The organism is Oerskovia sp. 140933, assembly GCF_059651515.1.
In genome coordinates this window covers 78,847-101,238 of the sequence record NZ_JAMXIO010000010.1, presented here as the reverse complement: position 1 = coordinate 101,238, position 22,392 = coordinate 78,847, and the positions used below count along the sequence as shown (strand labels likewise).

Sequence of the window (22,392 nt, the reverse complement as noted above, 5' to 3'; positions counted from 1 at the left end):
GGCGGGGGCCGACTAGTGCAGCGGTGGGGCGACCTTCTCCGCCGCGAGCACCCTCGGCCCCCGCGACGTGTCCGCGACGTGCGCCACGAGCATCTCGCCCGGCTCCAGGAACGGGTCCCGGCTCGGCAGGGCGTTCGCGACGGGGCGGCGCGAGTGCTGCCCCAGGACGTCGAGCACCGTGGGCAGGACGGGCCGGTGCGTGCACAGCACGGTCGACCGCTCGGACTCGAGGAGCTCGCGCACGGTGCGCGCGACCCGCGACGGCGACCGCTCGTGCTGCGCCTCGGACAGGTGGTCGATCGAGACCCGGTCCAGGCGCGCGGCCTCCGCGTACGGCGAGATGGTCTGCTCGCACCGGTTCCACCGGCTCGTCACGACCGTGTTGACGCCGTACGCCGCGAGCACGGGAACCAGCGCGACCGACTGCGCGTGGCCCGCGGGCGTGAGCGGTCGGTCCTCCTCGGCGCCGTGCCAGGCCGCGCGGGTCACGGCCTTGCCGTGGCGGGCGATCACGACCACGCGGGTCGCGAGCCGGTCCTGGGCGAACTCCTCGGCCAGGGCGGCCAGCGGCCCCCGGTCCGCCTTGCGGGTCACGCGCCGCGCCGCCTCCTCGACGCCGAGCCACACGGCGTCGTCGATCTCGTCGACCGACACGGGCGGCACGGGGGCGCGCGCGGCCAGCGGCCCCGCGTCCCGCACCCGCTTGGCCTGCCGCGCGGCCCAGTAGTGGACGCGCTTCACGCGCCCCTCGGGCGTGAGGTACTGCAGGCCGGGCAGCGGCACCCCGAGGACCACGGGCTTGCCCGTCTCCTCGGCGACCTCGCGCACCGCGGCGGTCTGGAACGCCTCTCCCGGGTCGAGCTTGCCCTTGGGCCACGACCAGTCGTCGTAGCGCGGACGGTGCACGAGCTTGACCTGCAGCTCGCCGTCGCGCACGCGCCACACGAGCCCGCCCGCGGACTCGATCACGGGGGCGTGCGGGACGTGCGTGGGGCCGAGCGAGTCGACGAGCGGTGCGAACGAGGACGAGCTCATCGACCCATGCCCAGCCGCCGGCGTTGTCGCGTGATGAGCATGGACTGGATGTCGTTCAGCGGGCCGTCCGGCCCGACGGCGTGCCGCACCCAGGACCCGTCGCTCTGCAGGTGCCACGACGCGGTGCTGTCGTCCATCGAGACGTCGACGAGGTCGATCAGCCCCGTGATCTGGTCGGGGTCCACCAGGCGCACCAGGGTCTCGACGCGGCGGTCGAGGTTGCGGTGCATGAGGTCGGCCGACCCGATGAAGACCTCGGCCCCGGACACGGGGCCGTCCGCGATCGCGGGCCCGCCCGAGTTGGCGAACGCGAAGATCCGCGAGTGCTCCAGGAACCGGCCCAGGATGGACCGGACGCGGATGTTCTCGCTCAGTCCGGGCACGCCCGGACGGATCGCGCAGATGCCGCGGACCACGAGGTCGACCTTGACCCCGGCCTGCGAGGCCCGGTACAGGGCGTCGATGATGGTCTCGTCGACGACCGAGTTGACCTTGAACTTGACCCACGCCTCGCGGCCCTCGCGGGCTGCGACCGCCTCGCGCTCGATCCGCTCGACGAGCCCCGAGCGCACCGAGCGGGGCGCGACGAGCAGCCGGTGGAAGCGCGACTGGGGCGCGTAGCCGCTGAGCTGGTTGAACAGGCGCGTGAGGTCCTGGCCGACCTCGGGGTCCGCGGTGAGCAGCCCGAGGTCCGTGTACAGGCGCGCGGTCTTGGGGTTGTAGTTGCCCGTGCCCACGTGGCAGTAGCGCACCAGGCCCTCGGGCTCCTGGCGGACCACGAGCGAGAGCTTGCAGTGCGTCTTGAGCCCGACGATCCCGTACACCACGTGCACGCCCGCCTGCTCGAGCTTGCGGGCCCAGGAGATGTTGGCCTGCTCGTCGAAGCGCGCCTTGATCTCGACGAGCGCGAGGACCTGCTTGCCGGCCTCCGCCGCGTCGATCAGGGCGTCCACGATCGGGGAGTCGCCCGACGTCCGGTACAGGGTCTGCTTGATGGCGAGGACGTTCGGGTCGGCCGCGGCCTGCTGGAGGAACGTCTGGACCGACGTCGAGAACGAGTCGTACGGGTGGTGCAGCAGGATGTCGCGCTCGCGGATCGCGGCGAACACGTCGGTCGGGCTCGCGCTCTCGACCTCCGCGAGGAAGCGGTGGGTCGTCGGCACGAACCGTGGGTAGTGCAGGTCCGCGCGGTCGAGGTCCGCGATGAGGTTGAGCCCCGTGAGGTCGAGCGGCGCGCGCAGCTTGTAGACCTCGTCGTCGGCCACGTCGAGCTCTCGCACGAGGAGCTGACGGATGCGGGGGCTGATCCCGTCGGCGATCTCGAGCCGCACGGGCGGCCCGAACCGGCGGCGCAGCAGCTCCTTCTCCATGGCCTGGAGCAGGTTCTCCGCGTCGTCCTCCTCGACCTCGACGTCCTCGTTGCGCGTCACGCGGAACGTGTGGTGCTCGCGCACCTCCATGCCCGGGAACAGGTGGTCGAGGTGCTGGGAGATGACGTCCTCGAGCGGGACGAACGACGTGGGGCCCTTGTCCGGGTCGGCTGCCTGCGAGCTGGGGGCCGACGGGCGTCCGCGCGAGTCCACGGCGATGAAGCGCGGGAGCAGGGGCGGGACCTTGACGCGGGCGAAGTGCTCCTTGCCGGTCGTCGGGTTGACCACGACGACCGCGAGGTTGAGCGAGAGCCCCGAGATGTACGGGAACGGGTGTGCAGGGTCCACGGCGAGCGGGGTCAGCACGGGGAAGATCTGCTTGCGGAAGAACTTGTGCAGGCGCTCCTGCTCGCGCGTGTCGAGCTCCTCCCAGCGCAGCAGGGAGATGCCCTCGGTCGCGAGCGCGGGCTGCACCTGGTCGGTGAAGACCGCGGCGTGGCGCGCCATGAGCTCGTGGGCGCGCTCGCTGATCGCGTCGAGGACCTGGCGCGGGGACAGGCCCGAGGCGGCCGTGACCGCGAGGCCCGTCGCGATGCGTCGCTTGAGGCCGGCGACCCTGACCATGAAGAACTCGTCCAGGTTGGACGCGAAGATCGCGAGGTAGCGGACCCGTTCCAGGAGCGGCTGGGACTCGTCCTCGGCGAGCTCGAGCACGCGCTGGTTGAAAGACAGCCAGCTCAGCTCGCGGTCGGCGAACCGGTCCGCGGGCAGCGGCTCGGCCTCGAGCACCTCCACGTCGATCGTGCCCGTGACCGGTTCCTCCTCGGCGATGTGCTCGGCGATGTGCGCCGCGAGCTCGGGGTCGAGGACGGCGCGCGGTCCCGACGCGCGGGCGGCCTCCGGCTGCTGGCCCGGGCGGGCGGAGCTCCGGACGCCGGGACGGACGGTGGAATCGGTCATGACTTCATGGTGGCATCACTCGGTGAACTTTGGGTGACGTGGTTCACTGCGGCGGCCCGTACTGCACGTCCACGGTGTCCTTGCCGAAGCCGGCCCCGAGATACGTGCGGGTCGCGGCGGTGTTGTCGCCGTCGACGTAGAGGACGGCGCGGTCGAGCCCTCGCGCGGCGAGGTGCGCGAGCCCGACGCCGGTCAGCACCTTCCCGAGGCCCTGCCCCTGCGCGTCGGGGTCGACGCCGACGACGTAGATCTCGCCCTCGCGCACGGGCGCACCCGAGGCCGCGCTCCGGTCCGTGGGCACCTTGGTCCACAGGTAGCCCGCGAGCGTGCCGTCCTCCCGCTCCAGGAGGAAGAAGCCCTCGGGGTCGAACCAGTCCTCGGCGGTCCGGGCGTCGAGGTCGGCCTGCGTCAGGCGGCCCTGCTCGGGGTGGTGCGCGAACGCGCGGGCGTTGGCGCGGAGCCAGGCGGCGTCGTCGGGCCCGGGGCGGAACGTGCGCAGCCGCAGGCCCGCGGGGATCTCGGGGCGCTCCCACGTCCCGGACCGCAGGTCCAGGCCCATCTTCCACAGCTCGCGCACGACGACGAGGCCCGCGTCCGCGGCGAACGCGCGCGCGGCGGGCAGGTCGCCGTGCGCCCACACGTGCAGCGTGCGGCCGTGCTGGCCGGGCTCGCCCGAGCGCGCGGGCAGTGTCGCGTCGCGCTGTGCGGTGCGCAGCAGCATGCGGCCGGTCCGACGGCGGCGCGCGGCCGGGTGCACCACGAGCTCGGCGCTCGCGACGTCGCCGCCGCGGTCGATCTGCGCGTACCCCGTGACGGTGCCCGCGCCGTCGTAGGTGACGACGTGCGTGAGGTGCTCGTCGTCGGTGCTCAGCCGTAGGAGCGGCTGCTCGGAGAGGGGGGCGACGCCGTCGGCCTCCTGGGCGGCGGCGGCCAGGGCGCGGACCTCGTCCGCGGTGGCCGGGTCGAGCGGGCCGATCTCGAGGGGGGAGTGCATGGTTCCATCCCATCACAACCGGGCGGGCGCGACGGCTCAGGGACGGGCCAGGTGCTCCGAGACGAACACCAGCCCGTACGGCAGCCCCGCGTGGACCATGGCCCACGTGTGTCCCTGGCCGGGCTCCTCGCGCAGCTCGACGGTCTGACCGCGCTCGACGAGGGCCGCGGCGAGCCGACGGTTGGCCTCGCGGTCGGTCCGGGGGGCCTCGGTCCCGCCGTCGAGGAAGACCGCGACGGGCGCGGTGAAGTCCATGGTCGGGACGTAGCGGCTGGGGGAGTTGGCGCGGAGCTCCTCGGGGGTCGCGAGCATCGCGCGCCCGCCGGCGCCCGGGTCGCCGTAGGGTTCGAGCGCCATGATCGTGCTGAACGTGCCGAGGTGGCGCAGCCCCAGGTTGAGCGCGCAGAACCCGCCCGAGGACATCCCGCCGATCGCACGGTGCTCGCGGTCCGGGACGGTGGGGAAGGTCTTGTCGACCCAGGGGACCACGACGTCGGTCACGTAGGTCTCGACCTGCGCGCCGCCCGTTGTCGAGTCCAGGCACTCGGTGTCGTGCGCGGAGGGTCCGGTCCCGTTGACGTCGACCGCGACGAGGATCATGGGCCGGACGAGCCCTGCCCTCAGCAGGGTGTCCACGACGTTCGCGCTGTCGGCCGCCGCGAACCAGTCGCTCGGCCGGCCGGGGCTGCCGTGGAAGAGGTAGAGGACGGGGTACCGCGTGTCCGCCGAGGGGTCGAAGCCGGGCGGCGTGTAGACCCACGTGGAGCCGTCGGCCATGCGCAGGTCGGGGGCGGGCAGCAGCGTCGAGGTCACCGACCCGGTCGCCGCAGAACCGGCGCGCTCGGAGGGCTTGTCGCGGTGGCTGGGTGGCGGGTCGACGAGCCCCCACCCGGCCATCGTGGTGCGGACGGCCGAGACGTTGGGGACGTAGCCCGCGTAGGCGTTGACAGCGACCGACACGGACAGGACCACCAGAAGTCCCGAGGCGACCGTCCCGACCCAGGCGCGCCACGCGCCCCGCGGCCGCCCGGTGCCCTCCGCGGGGCGTGCGGCCCGTCGGCGCCGGTCCAGCACGACGAGGCCCGCGACCAGGACGGCAGCGGCCGCGAGCAGCCCGACCGTCCACCACGACGACACCCAGTCGCTGCGCCCGGCGAGCTCGCGCAGCACCGCAGGGGGCAGGGTCGGGACGGTGTCGGGCTCGGGCGGCGGGGCTGCGCCGGGCGACGGGGACGCGCCCGGCAGCAGACCCCCCGGGACAGGGGACGGGCTCACCCCTCCAGGGTGCCCTCCGCGCGCGGGTTCCACCGGGCGGCCGTCCGTGCGGCCACCGGGGTCCACGGGACGTCCACCGGGCGTCCCCACCCGCGGCCCGGCGCTGTGCGGCGCGTCACGGCCGCGCGGAGGATGGGTCCTGGGCCCCGCGCGGTTGCTACGGGTGTGAGCACCTCGACCGCACCGGTCCCCTACGACGTCGACGTCCTCGTGGTGGGCGCGGGCCAGGCCGGTCTCTCGGCCGCGTTCCACCTGCGGCGCCGGGGGTTCGTCCCGCTCGGGCGCGACGGCCGCCCGTCCGGGCCCGACGGCGGCGCCTCCCCGGGCACGCCCCGCACCTCCGTGGTGCTCGACGCCGCGCCCGCGCCCGGCGGTGCGTGGCAGTTCCGCTGGCCCTCCCTGACCATGGCGCAGACGCACGCGGTGCACGACCTGCCCGGCCTGGCCCTCGACGCGGGCGACCCGCAGGAGAGCGCGAGCACCGCCGTCGGGCGGTACTTCGGGGCGTACGAGCAGGTCAACGACCTGCGCGTGCTGCGCCCGGTCGCGGTGCGCACGGTGCGCGACGACCCGGCGGGTGCGCTGCTCGTCGAGGCGACCACGCCCGACGGGCCCGTGACCTGGCGCGCCCGGACGCTCGTCAACGCGACCGGCACGTGGACCAGGCCCTTCTGGCCCTGGTACCCGGGTCGCGAGACGTTCGCGGGCACGCAGCTCCACACGCACGACTTCCGGCGGGCCGAGGACTTCGCCGGTCGGCGCGTGGTCGTCGTGGGCGGGGGTGCGTCCGCGACGCAGCTCCTGCTCCAGATCGCGCCGCACGCGACCTCGACCACGTGGGTCACGCGGCGCGAGCCCGTGTGGGTCGGCGGCCCGTTCGACGCGGACCGGGGGCGCGACGCGGTCGCGCTGGTCGACGAGAGGACGCGCGCGGGCCTCGTGCCGGAGTCGGTCGTGTCCGTCACGGGCCTGCCGCTCACGCCCGCGTACGAGGCCGGCATCGCGTCGGGCGTCCTGCGTCGCCTGCCCGTGTTCTCGCGCGTCGTGCCCGACGGCGTCGCGTGGGACGAGGGGGTCCGTCCCGACGGCGTGACGCACCAGGGCGCCGACGTGATCCTGTGGGCGACGGGCTTCCGGGCAGCGCTCGACCACCTCGGGCCGCTCGGGCTGCGGGGACCCGGCGGCGGGATCGTCATGGACGGTCCGACCGTGGTCGCCGACCCGCGCGTCCAGCTCGTCGGGTACGGGCCCAGCGCGTCGACCGTCGGGGCGAACCGGGCCGGGCGCGAGGCGGTGCGTGCCGTGCTGCGCGTGCTGGACGACCGGTCGGCAGCACCGGCGGCACCGGCAGGGCCCGGCGGTCTCGTCCGGTCCGACGGCCCGGTCGTGGGGCCCGCCGCTAGGCTGCCGAGGTGACCACCGCCCCCCTGCCCGAGCCCACCGACGACCCGGCCGGGCACCCCGTCGACCACGTGCAGCGCAGGACCGTCGCGGTCCTCGCGACGAGCCAGGTCCTCGGCGGGATCGGGGTCGCGACCGGCATCGCCGTGAGCTCGCTCATCGCGTCCGAGCTGTCGGGCTCCGACGCGGTCGCAGGCCTCGCCCAGACCACGGCCGTCGTGGGTGCCGCGATCGTCGCCCTGCCGCTCTCGCGCCTCGCCGAACGCCACGGCCGACGCCGCTCGCTCACCACGGGCTACGTCGTCGCGTTCCTCGGGGCGCTCCTCGCCGCGGCCGCGACCATGCTCCAGACGTGGCCGCTGCTGCTCGCCGGGATGCTGCTGTTCGGCGCGGGCTCCGCGACCGGGCTCGCCTCCCGGTTCACCGCGACCGACCTGGCCCGCCCCGAACGTCGCGCCACCGACCTCTCGGTCGTCATCTGGGCGACCACGATCGGGTCCGTCCTCGGACCCAACCTCGCGGGTGCGACCGAGAACCTCGGTCTGCTGCCTGCGCCCGGCGGGGCGCACGGCACGTCGGCCGCACCCCTGCTCGTCGCGTCGCTCGCGTTCGCCGCCGCCGCGCTGTCCGTCTGGCTGCTCCTGCGCCCCGACCCGCTGCACGTGGCCGCGGCCCGGGCGGCCTCGGGCCGCGCGACGGCAGGGGAACCCGCCCCCGTGCCTCCCCGTCCCGGCTTCCGTGCCGGTCTCGCCGCCGGGTGGGCCGTGATCCGCGCGTCCACGACCGCGCAGCTCGCGCTCGCGGCGATCGTCGTGAGCCACCTCGTCATGGTCGGGCTCATGTCCATGACGCCCGTGCACATGGGGCACGGCGGCGCCAGCCTGCAGATCATCGGGATCGTCATCAGCGCGCACATCGCCGGCATGTACGTGCTGAGCCCCCTCATCGGGTGGGCCGCGGACAGGGTCGGGCACGCTCGCGTCCTCGCGGTGGGCGGCGTCGTCCTGCTCGTCTCGGCCGTGATCGTCGCCGGCGCCCCGAGCGACGACTCGGCGCGGCTCACGGTCGGGCTCGTGCTGCTGGGCGTGGGCTGGTCGTTCGGGCTGGTCGCCGGGTCGGCGCTGCTCATCGACGCGACCCCCGCGGCCGACCGGACCCAGGTCCAGGGGCTCTCGGACTTCGCGATGAACCTCGGTGGTGCGGCCGGCGGTGTGCTCGCGGGCGTCGTCATCGCGGTCTCGTCCTACGCCGCGCTGGGGTGGGGCGCCGCGGCGCTGCTCGTCGTGTACCTCGTGGTGGTCGCGGGACGGCTGCTGCGCGCGCCGCGCGTCGCGACCTAGGAGGGGTGCTCGGGGCGCCCTTGCCCCGGGCGGTCAGGACCAGCGTGGTGCAGAGGCAGCACTCGTCCTGACGCAGGTGGTGCCGGGACGCGCGAGCGGCTGTGGGCCGACGGTCCTGGCACGGGCTCTCAGCGCCCGCCGAGCTGCTTGTAGAAGATCGTCGTCGACACGAGCGCACCGCCCGCGACCTTCGCGTACCCCGGGACGGCCCCGACCTCGGACCAGCCCCAGCGGCGGTACAGCGACTCCGCGAGGCTGCCCGTCTCGGTGTCGAGCGTCAGCAGGGTGAGTCCCTCGGCGCGCGCGTAGCGCTCGATCGCGACCATGAGCCCCGGCGCGAACCGGTTCCCGCGCGCCTCCCGGTGCACGAGGACCTTGACCACCTGGGCGCGGTGCGCACCGTTGGCCTGCGGGGTCAGGGCGAGCGACGCCGTCGCGACGATCCGGCCCGCGTCGTCCCGCCCGACCCACGTGCGGTGGTCCGGGTCCGCGAGGAACGCCGACCACCACGCCGTCGCCTGCTCCGTGGTCGGCGCCTTGACCCAGCCGACGCTCGCGCCGCCCTGCACGCAGTCGACCAGCACGGCCGCGAGGCACGACAGGTCCGTGGTCCGCGCCACGAGGCTGTCGAGGAGCGAGAGCCCCGTCGACGGTGCGGTCGGCGGGCCGGGCCGGCCGGAGCCACCCTGGCGTCCTGGCCGGACCGCGGTCCCGCCGCGCGGGGACGAGGAGAGGAGCGCGCCACCGCCGGGCGCCGGGAAGGTGAGGGGTTCGATCCGCATGCCGTCACGCTAGCCACGGTGCGTTTCGACCCCGTGAACGGCAGGGGTTCTCCCTGTGTCCGGACGGACGCGAGCCCGGCACCGTGTCGCGCCGACGGCGCGGGGCGTGCGTCTGCCGGGTGCGGCCGCGAGCGGGTCGCCGCGCGGCGCGGGCCCCTGCCGGGGAGACTGGGCACGACCCCACAGGAGGCCCCGTGTTCCTCAGCCTGCTCGCCGCCGTGACCGCAGCGGTCGGCTACGGCGTCAGCACCGTCATGCAGGCCGTCGCGGCCCGCCGCGCGCGGGGCCTCGCGGTCGTGCTCCAGCCCCTCGTGATCCTCGCGTTCATGGTCGACCTGGTCTCGTGGCTGTTCTCGCTCGTCGCCCTCGACCACCTGCCGCTGTTCGTGGTCCAGGCCGTGCTCGCGAGCTCGCTCGTCGTGACGGTCCTGCTCGCGAGGGTGTTCCTGTCGGTGCCCATGCGGCGGATCGACGTCGCCGCGATGGCCGCGATCGTGGCCGCCCTCGTGGTCCTGGGGATCGCGGGCGGCGAGCAGCCCGCGCCCGTGCCGCCCGACTGGTTCACGCCCGTCCTCATCGGGGTGGCCGTGGGGCTCGCGGTCGTCGCGCTGGTCCTCTACAAGGCCGGGACGCCCGTGCTGCTCGCGGTGATCGGCGCGCTCGGCTACTCGGGGGCGGCCGTCGCGGCGCGCGGCGCGCACGCCTCGGGCGACCTCTGGGACACGGTCCTGCAGCCGCTCGCGATCGCGATCGTGCTGTTCGGGGTCGTGGGCGCGCTCGCCTACCTGCGCTCGCTCGAACGGGGCAAGGTGGGGACGAACGCCGCGATCCTCTCGGTGATCGAGGTCGTGGTGCCCGGGGCCGTCGGCATCGCGGTGCTGGGCGACACGATCCGCTCGGGATGGGACCCGGCGGTCGTCGTCGCGGCGCTCGTCGCGCTCGCGGGCTGCGTGGTCCTCGCGACGAGCCCCGCGAACGAGGCGGCCGAGGCCGGGGAGGCGAGCGACGGCGTCGGGCCGTCGACGGACGCGACGGCCGAGCCGGCGTGAGCGTTCCGAACCCGAGGTCGGTCAGGCGACAAGGGGCAGTTGCCTGACCGACCTCGGGTTCGGCACCCGGGGTCAGTCCTCCGAGCCCGCCGGCTTCGCGAGGCCCGACGCGATGAGCGTCATGACCGACGAGTCCGCGAGCGTCGTCGCGTCCCCGACCGTGCGGTTCTCGGCGACGTCGCGCAGCAGGCGCCGCATGATCTTGCCCGACCGCGTCTTGGGCAGCTCGGGCACCACGAGGATCTTGCGGGGCTTCGCGATGGGCCCGATCTCCTTGGCCACGTGGTTGCGCAGCTCGAGCTCGACGGCCGCGGCTCCGTCCGGGTCCGCCGCTCGGGCGGCGTGCTCGCCGCGCAGGATGACGAACGCGACGACCGCCTGCCCCGTGAGCTCGTCCGTGGCGCCCACGACCGCGGCCTCCGCGACGAGCGGGTTCGAGACGAGGGCGGACTCGATCTCCGTGGTCGACAGGCGGTGGCCCGAGACGTTCATGACGTCGTCGACGCGGCCGAGCAGCCAGATGTCGCCGTCCTCGTCCTTCTTGGCACCGTCGCCCGCGAAGTAGATGCCGGGGAAGCGTGACCAGTACGTGTCCTTGAAGCGCTCGAGGTCTCCCCAGATGCCGCGCAGCATGGACGGCCACGGCTCGGACAGGACCAGGTAGCCGCCGCCACCGTTCGGGACCGGCTGCGCGTTGTCGTCGACGACGTCCGCGACGATGCCCGGCAGCGGGACCTGGGCCGAGCCCGGCTTGGTCGCGGTGACGCCCGGCAGCGGCGAGATCATGATCGCGCCCGTCTCCGTCTGCCACCACGTGTCGACGATCGGGGCCTTGTCGCCACCGATGACGCGGCGGTACCACATCCACGCCTCGGGGTTGATGGACTCGCCGACCGATCCCAGGACCCGCAGGCTCGTGAGGTCGAACTTGTTCGGGATCTCCTCGCCCCACTTCATGCAGGCGCGGATCGCGGTGGGCGCGGTGTAGAAGATCGAGACCTTGTACTTCTCGATGATCTCCCACCAGCGGCCCTGGTGAGGGGAGTCGGGGGTGCCCTCGTAGATGACCTGGGTCGCGCCGTTGAGCAGCGGGCCGTAGGTCACGTAGGAGTGGCCCGTGACCCAGCCGATGTCCGCGGTGCACCAGTAGACGTCGGACTCGGCCTTGAGGTCGAACACGTTCTTGTGCGTGTACGCGGCCTGCGTCAGGTAGCCGCCGGTCGTGTGCAGGATGCCCTTGGGCTTCCCGGTGGTGCCGGACGTGTAGAGGATGAACAGCGGGTGCTCGGCCTCGACCCACACGGGGGTGTGCTGGACGTCGGCCGCCTCGAGGGCGTCGTGCCACCAGACGTCGCGTCCCTGCGTCCACTCGACGTCCTGCTCGGTGCGGCGCACCACCAGGACGTGCTCGACCGTGGTGGGCGCGGCGCCCTCCTTGGGGGCGAGGGCCTCGTCGACAGCGGGCTTGAGCGCCGACGCGGACCCGCGGCGGTAGCCGCCGTCCGCCGTGATGACAACCTTGGCCTCGGCGTCCGCGATGCGGCTGCGCAGCGCGTCGGCCGAGAAGCCGCCGAACACGACCGAGTGCGGGGCGCCGATGCGGGCGCAGGCCAGCATGGCGACGACGGCCTCGACGACCATGGGCAGGTAGATGACGACGCGGTCGCCCGTGGTCACGCCGAGCGCGTTCAGCGCGTTGGCCGCGCGCGAGACCTCGCGCTGCAGGTCCGCGTACGTGACGGTGCGCGTGTCGCCGGGCTCGCCCTCGAAGTGGATCGCGACGCGGTCGCCGTTGCCGGCCTCGACGTGGCGGTCCACCGCGTTGTAGGCCGCGTTGAGCGTGCCGTCGCCGAACCAGCGCGCGACGGGCGCGTTCGACCAGTCGAGCGTCTCGGTGAAGGGCGTCCTCCACGACACGAGCTCGGTGGCCTGGCGTGCCCAGAACGCGAGACGGTCGGCCCTGGCCTCGTCGTACAGCGCCGGCTGGGCGTTGGCCTGGGCGGCGAACTCGGGGCTGGGCGGGAAGCTGCGCTCCTCGTGGAGGAGGTTCTCCAGACCCGGGGACCCGGCCTGCCCGTCGACCCTGGTCTCGGTGGTGGTCACATTCTCAGGCACTCTTACCTCCGGTGCGCATCGACTCTGGTGCGGGGCTCGTGACGTGGGGTCCCTCCGGCCGGTTGCGAGGAGGCCGGGAGGGGGCGAGACACGTCGAGCGACGGGGCCTGTCCTGCCCCGACCGGGCCGAGTCTAGACCCGATCGGGTGACCCGCGTCACTGTCTTCCGAAATGGGAGAAGGTGCTGACAAAAGCCCACGAGCCGTCGCGCGCGCACGAGGTCCTCATGCGACACGGTCGCAACGGTGTGACGATGGGAGCAACCCGAAGTACTGACCAGGCGCGCGCGACGTCGCGCGCGCTGCGAAGGGAACGTCGTGGCGCGATCTCGAGCAGTACGTCCTGTCCTCCCGGTGATCGCCCTGAGCGGCGCGCTGGTCCTCGCCTCGTGCACCGCCCCCGGAGGGAGTACCGGCGGCGGGAGCGCCGCGGGGGCCGACAGCACCGACGGCATCGTCCTCGCGGACGGCTACGAGCTGGGCGGGTACAACCCCGTCGCGGGCTTCGGGGCCGCGGGCGAGGCCAAGATGTACGACGGCCTGGTCCGACTGACCGGAGGCGAGGGGATGCCGGGGTTCGAGCCCGCGCTCGCCGCCGAGCTGCCCACGGCGAACGAGGACGCGACCGTGTGGACCGTGACGCTCCGACCGGGCGTGACGTTCTCCGACGGGAGCACCCTCGGCCCCGAGGACGTCGTGGCGACGTACGAGGCGATCCTCGACCCGGCGTCCGCGTCGGAGGCGCGCTCGTCGTTCGACATGATCGAGGAGGTCGTCCAGACCGGCGACGACACGGTCGAGCTCCGTCTCGCGTACTCCTACGCGCCGCTCCTGACGAAGATGCTCATCGGCATCGTCCCGTCGGAGGCCGTCGCTACCCCGGGCCTCGCTGCCGAGTCCCCCCTCAACACCGAGCCGGTCGGCACGGGCCCCTACACGCTCGTCGACCTGTCCCCGGACCGTGCGGTCCTCGAGGCCAACGAGGACTACTGGGACGGCGCACCCGAGGTCAAGAGGCTCACCCTGCTCTACGTCCCCGACGACAACTCGCGCGCGCAGCGCATGGCCTCGGGGGAGATCGACGGAACCAACCTGCCGCCCCTGCTCGCGAACACGTTCGAGGGCAAGGACGGCACGACCGTCACCGCGCACACCTCGGCCGACTGGCGCGGCCTCTCGCTCCCCACGGACAACCCGGTCTCGGGGGACCCGGCGGTGCGCATGGCGCTCAACCTGGCAGCGGACCGGCGATCGATGATCGACAACGTCCTGGGCGGGCACGGCCGCGTGGCGGCGACCCCGTTCCCCGAGGTCTACGGCGACGCGTACGAGCCGGACGCGGTGTTCGAGCACGACCCGGCCCGGGCCGAGCAGATCCTCACGGACGCAGGCTGGGTCGAGGGCGCGGACGGCATCCGCGTCAAGGACGGGCAGCGCGCGCAGATCGCTCTCATGTACAACTCGGTCGACACCGTCCGTCGCGACCTCGCCCAGGCGTTCGCGTCGGACGCGCTCGCGGTGGGCGTCGAGGTGAACCTCGAGGCGCTGTCCTGGGACCGGATCGACCCGCGCATCAACACCGACTCGACCCTCCTGGGCGGCGGCGACGAGCCGTTCGACCCCGACACCCAGGCCTACGGTGCCCTGAGCTCGGTGTTCGTCCAGCCGGACGTCGGCAGCGTCTACGACAACGCGAGCGACTACCAGAACGCCACGGTCGACGCCGCGCTCGAGGTCGGGCGCCGCAGCCTCGACCAGGCCGAGCGCGACGCGGCCTACCGTGAGGTCCAGGACGCGTACGTCAAGGACCCGGGATACGTGTACCTGGTCTTCCTCGACCACACGTACGTCTCGAAGGACGCGGGGTGGGACATGTCCGGCCAGGTCCTCGAACCGCACGCGCACGGGGTGACCTGGGGCCCGTGGTGGTCGCTGCAGTCCTGGACGCGGGACCGGTGACCACGGTCCAGGCGGGGCGCGGGGAGCGCCCGGCCCCCCGGAACGGGCCAGGGGGTGGGCCCGCCGAGCCCGGCCGGTCCGGCACGGTGCCCGACGGCGCCTCCCGCCCCCCGGAGGGCGACGCACCCTCGGTGCGGGACCTGCGACGTGGGCGCCACCGTGACGTCTGGCGCATGGTGGGTCGCCGCCTCCTCTTCGTCGTGCCGGTCCTGGCCGCCGTCTCGGCCGGGCTGTTCGCGGCGGCGAGGTACTCGCCGTTCGACCCCCTGGTCGGGTACCTCGGCACCCGGTACATGACCACGAGCGAGGCCGACAAGGCGATCATCTCGGAGCAGCTGGGGTTCGAGCAGCCCTGGTACTCGACGTACGGGGGGTGGGTCCAGGACCTGTTCGGCGGGAACCTGGGCCTGTCGCGATCGTTCAACCAGCCCGTGGCGCAGGTCGTCGCCGAGCGTCTGCCGTGGACGCTGCTGCTCGCGGGGTCCGCGCTGGCGCTCGCGGTCGTGATCGCCCTGCTGCTGGGTATCACCGCGGGCGTGCGCAGCGGCGGGATCCTCGACCGGAGGGTCACTGCGCTGTGCGTGGTGGTGCAGGGGTTGCCACCGTTCGTCCTGTCGCTCGCCGCGATCGCGGTCTTCGCGCTCACGCTGGGGTGGCTGCCCGCTGCGGGGCTCTCGGACGCAGGCTCGGACCCGACGGTCGGGGGCGTGCTGCGCCACCTGGTCCTGCCGGTCGTGGTCCTCGCGATCTCGCAGGTGCCGTGGCTCCTGCTCGCTGTGCGCGAGTCGGTCGTGACGTCGAAGGGCGAGGACTTCGTGGCGGGGGCCGTCTCGCGAGGCGTCCCGACGCAGGTCGTCACGCGCCGTCACATCGTGCCGACGTCGCTCGCGCCGTTCGTCAACGTCGTCGGGGTGCGGCTGCCCGAGCTGGTCGTCGGGGCGGTCCTGGTCGAGGAGGTCTTCAGCTGGCCGGGTGTGGCCGGGGCGATCGTGACCTCGGCCCGCGACCTGGACATGGCGCTCCTGGCGTTCCTGACGATCGGGACGACCCTCGTGGTCATGATCGGGTCGCTCCTCGCCGACGTGGTCGTGGCCCTCATCGATCCCCGGGTCAGCACCGATGGCTAGGCGTCGGTTGCTGGTCGCCGGGTCGGTCCTGGCGGTCGTGGTGCTCTACGCGGTCCTGGTCCCGTGGCTCGCGGGGGTCGACGACCGCGTCACGGACTTCTCGCAGGCTCGTCTCGCGCCGTCGGGCGAGCACCTGTTCGGCACCGACTCCGCGGGCCGCGACCTGTTCGTGCGCATCGCGTCGGGCATCCGGACCTCGCTCCTCGTGGCGCTCCTGTGCGCGCTGCTCGCGACCGTGATCGGGGTCGTGGTCGGGACGGCGGCCGGGTTCTGGGGCGGCTGGCCGGACCGCGTCATCATGCGCAGCACCGACGCGGTCAACGCGCTGCCGCACCTGCTGCTCGGGATCGTGATCGTGGCGATGTTCCGCGGCAGCCTCGTCGCGATCGTCCTGTCGATCGCGCTGACCCACTGGACGCAGGTCGCGCGGATCGTGCGCTCGGAGATCCTGAGCCTGCGGCAGCGCCCGTTCGTCGACGCGGCGGTGCTCGCGGGCGCGAGCCGCCGGCAGGTCGCGGTGCGCCACCTCGTCCCGGCGACCGCGCCGCAGGCCCTGATCGCGGTGGTGCTGCTCCTGCCGCACGCGGTGTGGCACGAGTCGACGCTGTCCTTCCTGGGCTTCGGGCTGCCCCCGCACGAACCGAGCCTCGGCACGCTGCTCGAGGAGGCACGCAGCTCGCTGCTCCTGGGCGGGTGGTGGACGCTCGTGTTCCCCGCGGCCGTGCTCGTGGTCGTCACCCTCGCGGTGGCGTTCGCGGGACAGGCCCTGCGCAAGGTCATCACCCCACCCCAACCTTCGGAGCTGAGACTGTGAGCCTGCGCGTCGAGAACCTGACCGTGCGCCTGCCCCTGCCCGGCGGGTCGGTGGTCCACGCCGCGAGCGACGTGAGCCTCGACGTCCCGCGGGGTACCGTCACGGCCCTCGTGGGCGAGTCGGGCTGCGGCAAGTCGATCCTGGCCTCCGCGGTCATGGACCAGCTCCCGGCGGGTGCGTGGCGGACCGGGACCATCACGGTCACGACCGCGCAGGGGGTCGTCGACGTGTTCTCGGGGGAGCCCTTCCGGGGGCGGCACGCGGCCCTCGTCCCGCAGTCGGCGGCCACGCACCTGACACCCGTGCGCACCGCGCGCTCCCAGCTCGACGAGACCATCGCAGCCCTCGGCTCGGAGCGCACGAGCGACGACCTCGCGGTGCGTGTGGGCCTCGACCCCTCGGCCCTGGCCTGCTACCCGCACGAGCTCTCGGGCGGCATGGCCCAGCGTGTGGCCGTCGCGGGGGCGCTCGCGGGCGACCCCTCGGTCATCGTCGCGGACGAGCCCACCGCGAGCCTCGACCGTGCCCTGACCGACAGGATCCTGGGGCTGCTGCGCGAGTGCGCCGACGACGGCGCGGCGGTCCTGCTCATCACGCACGACCTCGCGTCCCTGGTCCGCACGGGCGTGGCCGACCGGCTCGCCGTCATGTACGCCTCGCGCCTCATGGAGACGGGTCCGGCGGCCGAGGTGTTCGACGACCCGTGGCACGACTACACGCGCGACCTCCTGGGCGCGCTGCCCTCGCGGGGGATGCACCCGTTGCCGGGGCTGCCGCCGCAGCTCACCGACCTGCCGGACGACTGCGTGTACCACCTGCGCCGCCCCGAGACCCGGCAGTCGGGCGGACCGACGGCCCTGGTCCAGGTCGGCGACCGCTCGTACCGCACGCTGCGCGACGAGGTGGCCTGATGAGCCTCGCGGCGCACGGCGTGGTCGCGGGCTACCGACGCAGGCCGCCTGTCCTGACCGACGTGTCGATCAGCGTCCCGGCGGGCACGATCGTGGGGCTCTCCGGCCCCTCGGGCACGGGCAAGACGACGCTCGCCCGGGTCCTGGCGCTGCTCGACCCACCCCGCGCCGGGAGCGTGAGCGTCGACGACCAGGTCGCGACGGGCACGAGGTTCGCGGTGCAGCGGGAGCTGCGGGGTTCCGTGGCGATGCTGTTCCAGTCGCCGCGGGCCTCGACCGACCCGCGCCTGTCGTTGCGCTCGATCATCGCGCAGCCCGCCGAGGTCGCGCGCCGCCCGGTCGACGTCGAGGGTGTCGCGGCGCGCGTGGGGCTGACCCCCGACCTGCTCACGCGTCGGCCGTACCAGGTCTCCGACGGCCAGCTCCAGCGGGCCTGCCTGGCCCGGGCCCTCGCGCAGGGGCCGCGCTACCTGATCTGCGACGAGGCGACCGCGATGCTCGACGCCGCGACGACCGCGACGCTCGTGCGCCTCGTCGAGGCCGAGGCCGCCGCTCAGGGCGTGGGGGTCCTGCTCATCAGCCACGACGAGGAGCTGCTCGCGGCGTGCTGCTCGCAGGTCAGCGCGCTCGCGGACCTGCGGAGGGAACCGGCGGGGCACTGACCTGTCGGCCCGGGCGAGGTGCGCACGTGCCGGGGGCGAGGTGCCCGACGGCGGTGCGCGGCGTCGTCGGGCACGTCGCCGCGGCGCGAGGTCCAGCCGGGCCGGGCGTCGCTCACACGACGGGCGAGGCGGCCTCCTCCGCACGGGCCGCGGCCTCGACCGCGGCCGCGACGACCGTCGTGACCTCGGGGTTGAACACGCTCGGGACGATGTACGTCGGGTTGAGCTGGTCCTCGTGGATCGTCGAGGCGAGCGCGCGGGCCGCGGCGAGCAGCATGGTGTCGGTGATCTTGTGCGACTGCGCGTCGAGCAGGCCGCGGAAGACGCCGGGGAAGGCGAGCACGTTGTTGATCTGGTTCGCGAAGTCGCTGCGGCCCGTGCCCACGATCGCGGCGTGCTGCGCGGCGTCGACCGGGTCCACCTCGGGCTCGGGGTTGGCCATCGCGAACACGATCGAGTCGGGGGCCATGGTCGCGACGTCGTCGCCCGTGAGGATGCCCGGCGCGGAGACCCCGATGAACACGTCGGCCCCCGCGAGGGCCTCGACGAGCGTCCCGCTCACGTGCCGGGGGTTGGTGCTGATCGCGGTCCAGGCGAGCGCGGGGGACAGGCCCGGGCGGTCGGGGTGGATGACGCCGTCGACGTCGGCCACCACGACGTCGTGCGCGCCCGCGGCCAGGAGCAGCTTGAGGACCGCCGTCCCCGCGGCCCCGGCGCCCGACAGCACGATCCGCACCTCGGCCAGGTCCTTGCCCACGACCTTGAGCGCGTTCGTCAGCGCCGCGAGCGCGACGATCGCGGTGCCGTGCTGGTCGTCGTGGAACACCGGGATGTCGAGCTCGGCGCGGAGCCTCCGCTCGATCTCGAAGCAGCGCGGGGCCGAGATGTCCTCGAGGTTGATCCCCGCGAAGACCGGCGCGACGGCCTTGACCGTGCGCACGATCTCGTCGACGTCCTGCGTGTCGAGCGCGATGGGGAACGCGTCGATGTCCGCGAAGCGCTTGAAGAGCGCGGCCTTGCCCTCCATGACGGGCAGCGACGCGAGCGGGCCGATGTCGCCCAGGCCCAGGACCGCCGACCCGTCCGTGACGACCGCGATCGTGTTGCGCTTGATCGTCAGCCGACGCGCGTCCTCGGGGCGGGCCGCGATCGCCTCGCACACCCGCGCGACGCCCGGCGTGTAGATCATCGACAGGTCGTCACGGTTGCGGATCGGGACCTTGGACTCGATCTGGAGCTTGCCGCCCAGGTGCAGGAGGAACGTCCGGTCCGAGACCCTGTCGACCGCGACCCCGTGCAGCACGCGCAGGGCCTCGACGATCTCCGCCGCGTGCGACTCGCCGCGCGTCGCGACCGTCACGTCCACGCTGATCCGCTCGTGCCCCGACGCCGTGACGTCGAGGGCCGACACGATCCCGCCCGTCTGCTCGATCGCGGTCGTGAGCTCGCTGACCGCCGTCGGCCTGGCCTCGACCTGGAGGCGGACGGTGATGGACGAGGAAACGCTCGGCGCTGAGGTCATGGGGATCAGGGTATGCGGCACCGTCCCGGCACGGGAACGGCGCCCCCGGAGGGACGCCGTGCTCGCCAGCGGGGCGGGGGCTAACAAGCGTGCTGCGAGGGTAGTGCTGCAACGGGTCAAGCCCGGTCAGCCAGTCCTATGCGTGGACTTCTCGCGCGTGGGTTCCGCCCGCCCCTGATGCTGTTGTTCCTCAGTGATACTCCCGTCCCAGCCGTCGCGCAAGGGCCCGGCGGGCGCGCGGGCGAACCTCCACGCGGTGTTCGATCCCGAGCCGGGAGGAGCCGGACAACGGGGACCCCGCGCCTTCGAACGGCTAGCGGTCCGTGCCCCCGCCCGAGCGCCTGCGCGCCGCCCGCCACACGAGCCAGCCCACGACCGCGAGCACCACGGCGCCGCCCACGACCGCGGCGGTCCGCGGCGGCGAGAGCTGGGTGCGCAGCGTGACCGGCCGCGTGAACGTGAGCGTGCCCCAGCCGCTCTCTCCCGCGAGACGCCGCAGCGTCCGGTCCGGGTTGACCGCGAAACCGTGCCCGACGGCCCCGAGCATGGGCGCGTCGGTGATCGAGTCCGAGTACGCGTAGGACGCGTCGAGGTCGTAGCCGTGGGTCTCAGCGAGCTCGCGGATCGCGACGGCCTTGTTCTCCCCGTACGCGTAGAAGTCGATGTCGCCCGTGTACCGGCCCTCGACGATCTCCATGCGCGTCGCGACGTAGTGGTCCGCGCCCAGCACGGCGGCGATGGGCTCGACGACCTCCGACCCCGAGGCCGAGACGATCACGACGTCGTGCCCCCGGTCGTGGTGGCTCACGATGAGCTCGACCGCCTCGGCGTACACGACCGGGTCGATGTACTCGTGCAGCGTCTCCTCGACGATCTGCGAGACGGTCCGCACGTCCCAGCCCGTCACCAGGGCGCTCAGGTGCGAGCGCATGCGCTCGGTCTGGTCCGCGTCGGCGCCGCCCACCATGTAGAGGAAGTGCGCGTACGCGCTGCGCAGCACGTCGCCGCGGCTGATGAGCCCGCCCGCGTAGAACGGCTTGGAGAACGCCGCGGTCGACGACGTCGCGATGATCGTCTTGTCCAGGTCGAAGAACGCCGCGACCTTCCGCGGGCGCCCCTCGCGGGCGCCGGTGGCGGGGCGGTGGCCGGGCTGCGGTGAGTCCTGGAGATGGGTCACCCGGCGAGCCTAGCCGCAACGCGTCGTCGGCGGGGTGGTATGTCCCGGTTCTCGGACGTGCCCCCGCGAGCGGGTGTCGAGAGCGCCGGGTCGCGGTACGTTCGCCGGAGGACGGCACCGCGGCCGCGACGCCGGCCACCGCGAGGACCTGGCCGCTGGAGGCGCGCATGATCACGCTCGACGAGCTCCGCCGTGTCGGGATGTTCGAGCCGTTGCCGCGTGAGCCGCTCGAGTTCCTCGTGGGTGCGGTCGAGGACATCCACCTCCTGCCCGGGGAGTACTTCGCGCACGAGGGCGACGAGCGGGCGTTCTTCGTCGTGATCGAGGGGCGCGCGGAGATCACGAAGGTCGTCAACGGCGACGAGCGCGTGATCGGGGTGCGCACGCCCGGCATGTTCTTCGGCGAGGTCCCCATGACGCTCAGCACGGCGTTCCCCGCGAGCGGCCGCGCGACCGAGGCGTCGCGCGTCATCAAGCTCGAGGCTCCCGTGTTCTACACGCTCGCGGCCATGGCCCCCTCGGTGCCCGACCACGTCGCAGGGCTCGCGCGCTCCTACCTCGACGCGCTCCAGGCGCACGCGTCCGAGAAGCCCGTCGCGGAGGCGCGCGTGCTCGGGCCCCGGCTCGACGCCGGGGTCCGGGACCTCGCGACGTTCCTGACGCGCAACCACGTCCCGTTCGACCGGGTCGTGACCGCTCCGGCGACGAGCCCGACGGCGGAGCGCACCCCGTCCTCGAGGTGCGGGACGGGACCCGGCTCACGAACCCCGCGATGCGTGACGTCGCCCGCGCGGTGGGGCTCGCCGTCGACCCGGCGCAGGCCGAGTACGACGTCGTGATCCTGGGGGCCGGCCCCGCAGGACTCACGGCCGCCGTCAACGCGGCCGCGGAGGGGTTGCGCACGCTCGTCGTCGAGAGCCTGGCCCCGGGTGGGCAGGCCGGGACGTCGACCCGGATCGAGAACTACACGGGCTTCCCGTACGGCATCTCGGGCGACGACCTCGCGAGCCGCGCCCTGACGCAGGCGCGCCGCCTCGGGGCGGAGATCGTCGTCACGCGCACGGTCCGCGCGATCGAGCCGGGCGGGCACCTGGTCGTGCTCGACGGCGGCGACACCCTGCGGGCGCCCGTCGTGGTCGTCGCGACGGGCGTCGAGTGGCGCTCGCTCGCGCTCGCGTCGGCCGACCGCTTCCTGGGCAACGGCCTGTACTACGGGGCCGCGCGCAGCGACGCGGCGCTCGCGCAGGGGCAGGACGTCTGCATCGTGGGCGCGGGAACTCGGCCGGGCAGGCCGCGATCTTCTTCTCGCGGCACGCACGGTCGGTCACGATGCTCGTGCGCGGCGAGTCGCTGGGGGCGAGCATGTCGCGGTACCTGATCGACCAGATCGCGGCGAACCCGGGCATCCGGGTCGAGACGCGCCACCAGATCGCCGGGCTCCACGGCGACGGGGCGCTCGAGACGCTCGACGTGCTCGACTCCGCGACCGGGACCACGTCCCGCCGCGACCTGCCCGTCGTGTTCGTCATGATCGGCGCCGACGCCGTCACGGGCTGGCTGCCGCCGCAGGTGGCGCGCGACGGGCACGGGTTCGTCCTCACGGGCGCGGACGCGGCCGCCGCGCCGCAGTGGGCGGCCGACCGGCGCCCCTTCGCCCTCGAGACGAGCACGCCCGGGGTGTTCGCGGTCGGGGACGTGCGCTCGGGCTCGGTCAAGCGGGTCGCGGCCGGGGTCGGCGAGGGTGGGATGGCCGTCGCGTTCGCCCACCAGTACCTGGCGCTCTGACCTCCCGCCCGCCGCTGGTCCGGCAAGGCGGGAGGCCGTCCACAGGAGCGGTCCGTCGCGGGTGGTCCACAGGCCCGACGGCGCAGCCCCCACGCGCGTCCGTCTCGCCCCAGGA

General features: G+C 73.9%; 17 protein-coding genes and 1 pseudogene. 10 read left to right on the top strand and 8 right to left on the bottom strand.

Annotated elements, in window-relative coordinates:
• Positions 1–12 precede the first annotated feature (12 nt).
• From NHG27_RS07690 to NHG27_RS07675, 4 genes are read right to left on the bottom strand one after another with little or no spacing between them, the layout of a single operon-like run.
• The gene (locus tag NHG27_RS07690) at positions 13–1,035 is read right to left on the bottom strand and encodes an NUDIX hydrolase (RefSeq protein ID WP_193721263.1); all 1,023 of its coding nucleotides are present in this window, start codon (positions 1,033–1,035) and stop codon (positions 13–15) included.
• Entirely contained in the window at positions 1,032–3,365 is a 2,334-nt protein-coding gene (locus tag NHG27_RS07685; RefSeq protein ID WP_193721264.1) for an RNA degradosome polyphosphate kinase, read from the bottom strand. Before NHG27_RS07685 ends, NHG27_RS07690 begins: the two co-directional genes overlap by 4 nt.
• A gap of 43 nt (positions 3,366–3,408) precedes the next feature.
• Entirely contained in the window at positions 3,409–4,359 is a 951-nt protein-coding gene (mshD, locus tag NHG27_RS07680) for a mycothiol synthase (RefSeq protein ID WP_497015607.1), read from the bottom strand.
• A 36-nt stretch (positions 4,360–4,395) separates the two neighbouring features.
• Positions 4,396–5,634, bottom strand: coding sequence for an alpha/beta hydrolase (locus tag NHG27_RS07675; protein ID WP_497015605.1), 1,239 nt, complete (start codon positions 5,632–5,634; stop codon positions 4,396–4,398).
• Positions 5,635–5,799: 165 nt separating this feature from the next.
• Here NHG27_RS07675 and NHG27_RS07670 point away from each other — a divergent pair, with 165 nt between their 5' ends.
• Both NHG27_RS07670 and NHG27_RS07665 read left to right on the top strand, forming a co-directional pair.
• A complete protein-coding gene (locus NHG27_RS07670; protein ID WP_497015603.1) occupies positions 5,800–7,050 on the top strand; it encodes an NAD(P)-binding domain-containing protein in 1,251 nt (416 codons plus the stop codon).
• Entirely contained in the window at positions 7,047–8,375 is a 1,329-nt protein-coding gene (locus NHG27_RS07665; protein WP_497015600.1) for an MFS transporter, read from the top strand. Before NHG27_RS07670 ends, NHG27_RS07665 begins: the two co-directional genes overlap by 4 nt.
• Positions 8,376–8,503: 128 nt before the next feature.
• On the opposite strand, the gene NHG27_RS07660 is transcribed toward NHG27_RS07665, so the two are convergent.
• Positions 8,504–9,157: a GNAT family N-acetyltransferase gene (locus tag NHG27_RS07660; RefSeq protein WP_497015598.1), complete on the bottom strand. Its 654-nt coding sequence runs from the start codon at positions 9,155–9,157 to the stop codon at positions 8,504–8,506.
• Between the two features lie 194 nt (positions 9,158–9,351).
• Between NHG27_RS07660 and NHG27_RS07655 the strand changes: the two genes are divergently transcribed.
• Positions 9,352–10,206: a hypothetical protein gene (locus tag NHG27_RS07655; protein ID WP_497015597.1), complete on the top strand. Its 855-nt coding sequence runs from the start codon at positions 9,352–9,354 to the stop codon at positions 10,204–10,206.
• Positions 10,207–10,278: 72 nt separating this feature from the next.
• Here NHG27_RS07655 and acs read toward each other — a convergent pair whose 3' ends face one another.
• Entirely contained in the window at positions 10,279–12,309 is a 2,031-nt protein-coding gene (acs, locus tag NHG27_RS07650; protein WP_193721270.1) for an acetate--CoA ligase, read from the bottom strand.
• A 365-nt stretch (positions 12,310–12,674) separates the two neighbouring features.
• Between acs and NHG27_RS07645 the strand changes: the two genes are divergently transcribed.
• The 5 genes from NHG27_RS07645 to NHG27_RS07625 all read left to right on the top strand — a co-directional run bounded on the left by NHG27_RS07645 (position 12,675) and on the right by NHG27_RS07625 (position 17,793).
• On the top strand, positions 12,675–14,279 hold the full coding sequence (locus NHG27_RS07645) for an ABC transporter substrate-binding protein (protein ID WP_193721271.1): 1,605 nt from the start codon (positions 12,675–12,677) through the stop codon (positions 14,277–14,279).
• A 173-nt stretch (positions 14,280–14,452) separates the two neighbouring features.
• Positions 14,453–15,406, top strand: coding sequence for an ABC transporter permease (locus tag NHG27_RS07640; protein ID WP_497015595.1), 954 nt, complete (start codon positions 14,453–14,455; stop codon positions 15,404–15,406).
• Positions 15,399–16,220 carry an ABC transporter permease gene (locus NHG27_RS07635; RefSeq protein ID WP_193721272.1) on the top strand — a complete coding sequence of 274 codons (822 nt, stop codon included), beginning with the start codon at positions 15,399–15,401 and terminating at the stop codon, positions 16,218–16,220. The genes NHG27_RS07640 and NHG27_RS07635 overlap by 8 nt, the downstream gene beginning before the upstream one ends.
• Positions 16,217–17,131 carry an ATP-binding cassette domain-containing protein gene (locus tag NHG27_RS07630; protein WP_497015593.1) on the top strand — a complete coding sequence of 305 codons (915 nt, stop codon included), beginning with the start codon at positions 16,217–16,219 and terminating at the stop codon, positions 17,129–17,131. The genes NHG27_RS07635 and NHG27_RS07630 overlap by 4 nt, the downstream gene beginning before the upstream one ends.
• Positions 17,131–17,793 carry an ABC transporter ATP-binding protein gene (locus NHG27_RS07625; RefSeq protein ID WP_497015592.1) on the top strand — a complete coding sequence of 221 codons (663 nt, stop codon included), beginning with the start codon at positions 17,131–17,133 and terminating at the stop codon, positions 17,791–17,793. The genes NHG27_RS07630 and NHG27_RS07625 overlap by 1 nt, the downstream gene beginning before the upstream one ends.
• Positions 17,794–17,905: 112 nt before the next feature.
• On the opposite strand, the gene NHG27_RS07620 is transcribed toward NHG27_RS07625, so the two are convergent.
• Together NHG27_RS07620 and NHG27_RS07615 are read right to left on the bottom strand one after the other, a co-directional pair.
• The gene (locus NHG27_RS07620) at positions 17,906–19,315 is read right to left on the bottom strand and encodes an NAD-dependent malic enzyme (protein WP_193721275.1); all 1,410 of its coding nucleotides are present in this window, start codon (positions 19,313–19,315) and stop codon (positions 17,906–17,908) included.
• A gap of 313 nt (positions 19,316–19,628) precedes the next feature.
• A complete protein-coding gene (locus tag NHG27_RS07615) occupies positions 19,629–20,492 on the bottom strand; it encodes an HAD family hydrolase (protein WP_193721276.1) in 864 nt (287 codons plus the stop codon).
• Positions 20,493–20,659: 167 nt separating this feature from the next.
• On the opposite strand from NHG27_RS07615, the gene NHG27_RS07610 reads away from it, so the two are divergent.
• Together NHG27_RS07610 and NHG27_RS07605 are read left to right on the top strand one after the other, a co-directional pair.
• Positions 20,660–21,331: a Crp/Fnr family transcriptional regulator gene (locus tag NHG27_RS07610; protein WP_497015588.1), complete on the top strand. Its 672-nt coding sequence runs from the start codon at positions 20,660–20,662 to the stop codon at positions 21,329–21,331.
• Positions 21,265–22,277 (top strand): annotated as a pseudogene (locus NHG27_RS07605) (NAD(P)/FAD-dependent oxidoreductase). Before NHG27_RS07610 ends, NHG27_RS07605 begins: the two are co-directional and overlap by 67 nt.
• The last annotated feature ends 115 nt before the right edge of the window (positions 22,278–22,392 follow it).

Bases quoted from the DNA above. Each gene is read 5' to 3' on its own strand.
- NHG27_RS07690 (WP_193721263.1), bottom strand. From the start codon at position 1,035: ATGAGCTCGTCCTCGTTCGCACCGCTCGTCGACTCGCTCGGCCCCACG.
- NHG27_RS07685 (WP_193721264.1), bottom strand. From the start codon at position 3,365: ATGACCGATTCCACCGTCCGTCCCGGCGTCCGGAGCTCCGCCCGCCCG.
- mshD (WP_497015607.1), bottom strand. From the start codon at position 4,359: ATGCACTCCCCCCTCGAGATCGGCCCGCTCGACCCGGCCACCGCGGAC.
- NHG27_RS07660 (WP_497015598.1), bottom strand. From the start codon at position 9,157: ATGCGGATCGAACCCCTCACCTTCCCGGCGCCCGGCGGTGGCGCGCTC.
- NHG27_RS07640 (WP_497015595.1), top strand. From the start codon at position 14,453: ATGGTGGGTCGCCGCCTCCTCTTCGTCGTGCCGGTCCTGGCCGCCGTC.
- NHG27_RS07635 (WP_193721272.1), top strand. From the start codon at position 15,399: ATGGCTAGGCGTCGGTTGCTGGTCGCCGGGTCGGTCCTGGCGGTCGTG.
- NHG27_RS07625 (WP_497015592.1), top strand. From the start codon at position 17,131: ATGAGCCTCGCGGCGCACGGCGTGGTCGCGGGCTACCGACGCAGGCCG.
- NHG27_RS07620 (WP_193721275.1), bottom strand. From the start codon at position 19,315: ATGACCTCAGCGCCGAGCGTTTCCTCGTCCATCACCGTCCGCCTCCAG.
- NHG27_RS07610 (WP_497015588.1), top strand. From the start codon at position 20,660: ATGATCACGCTCGACGAGCTCCGCCGTGTCGGGATGTTCGAGCCGTTG.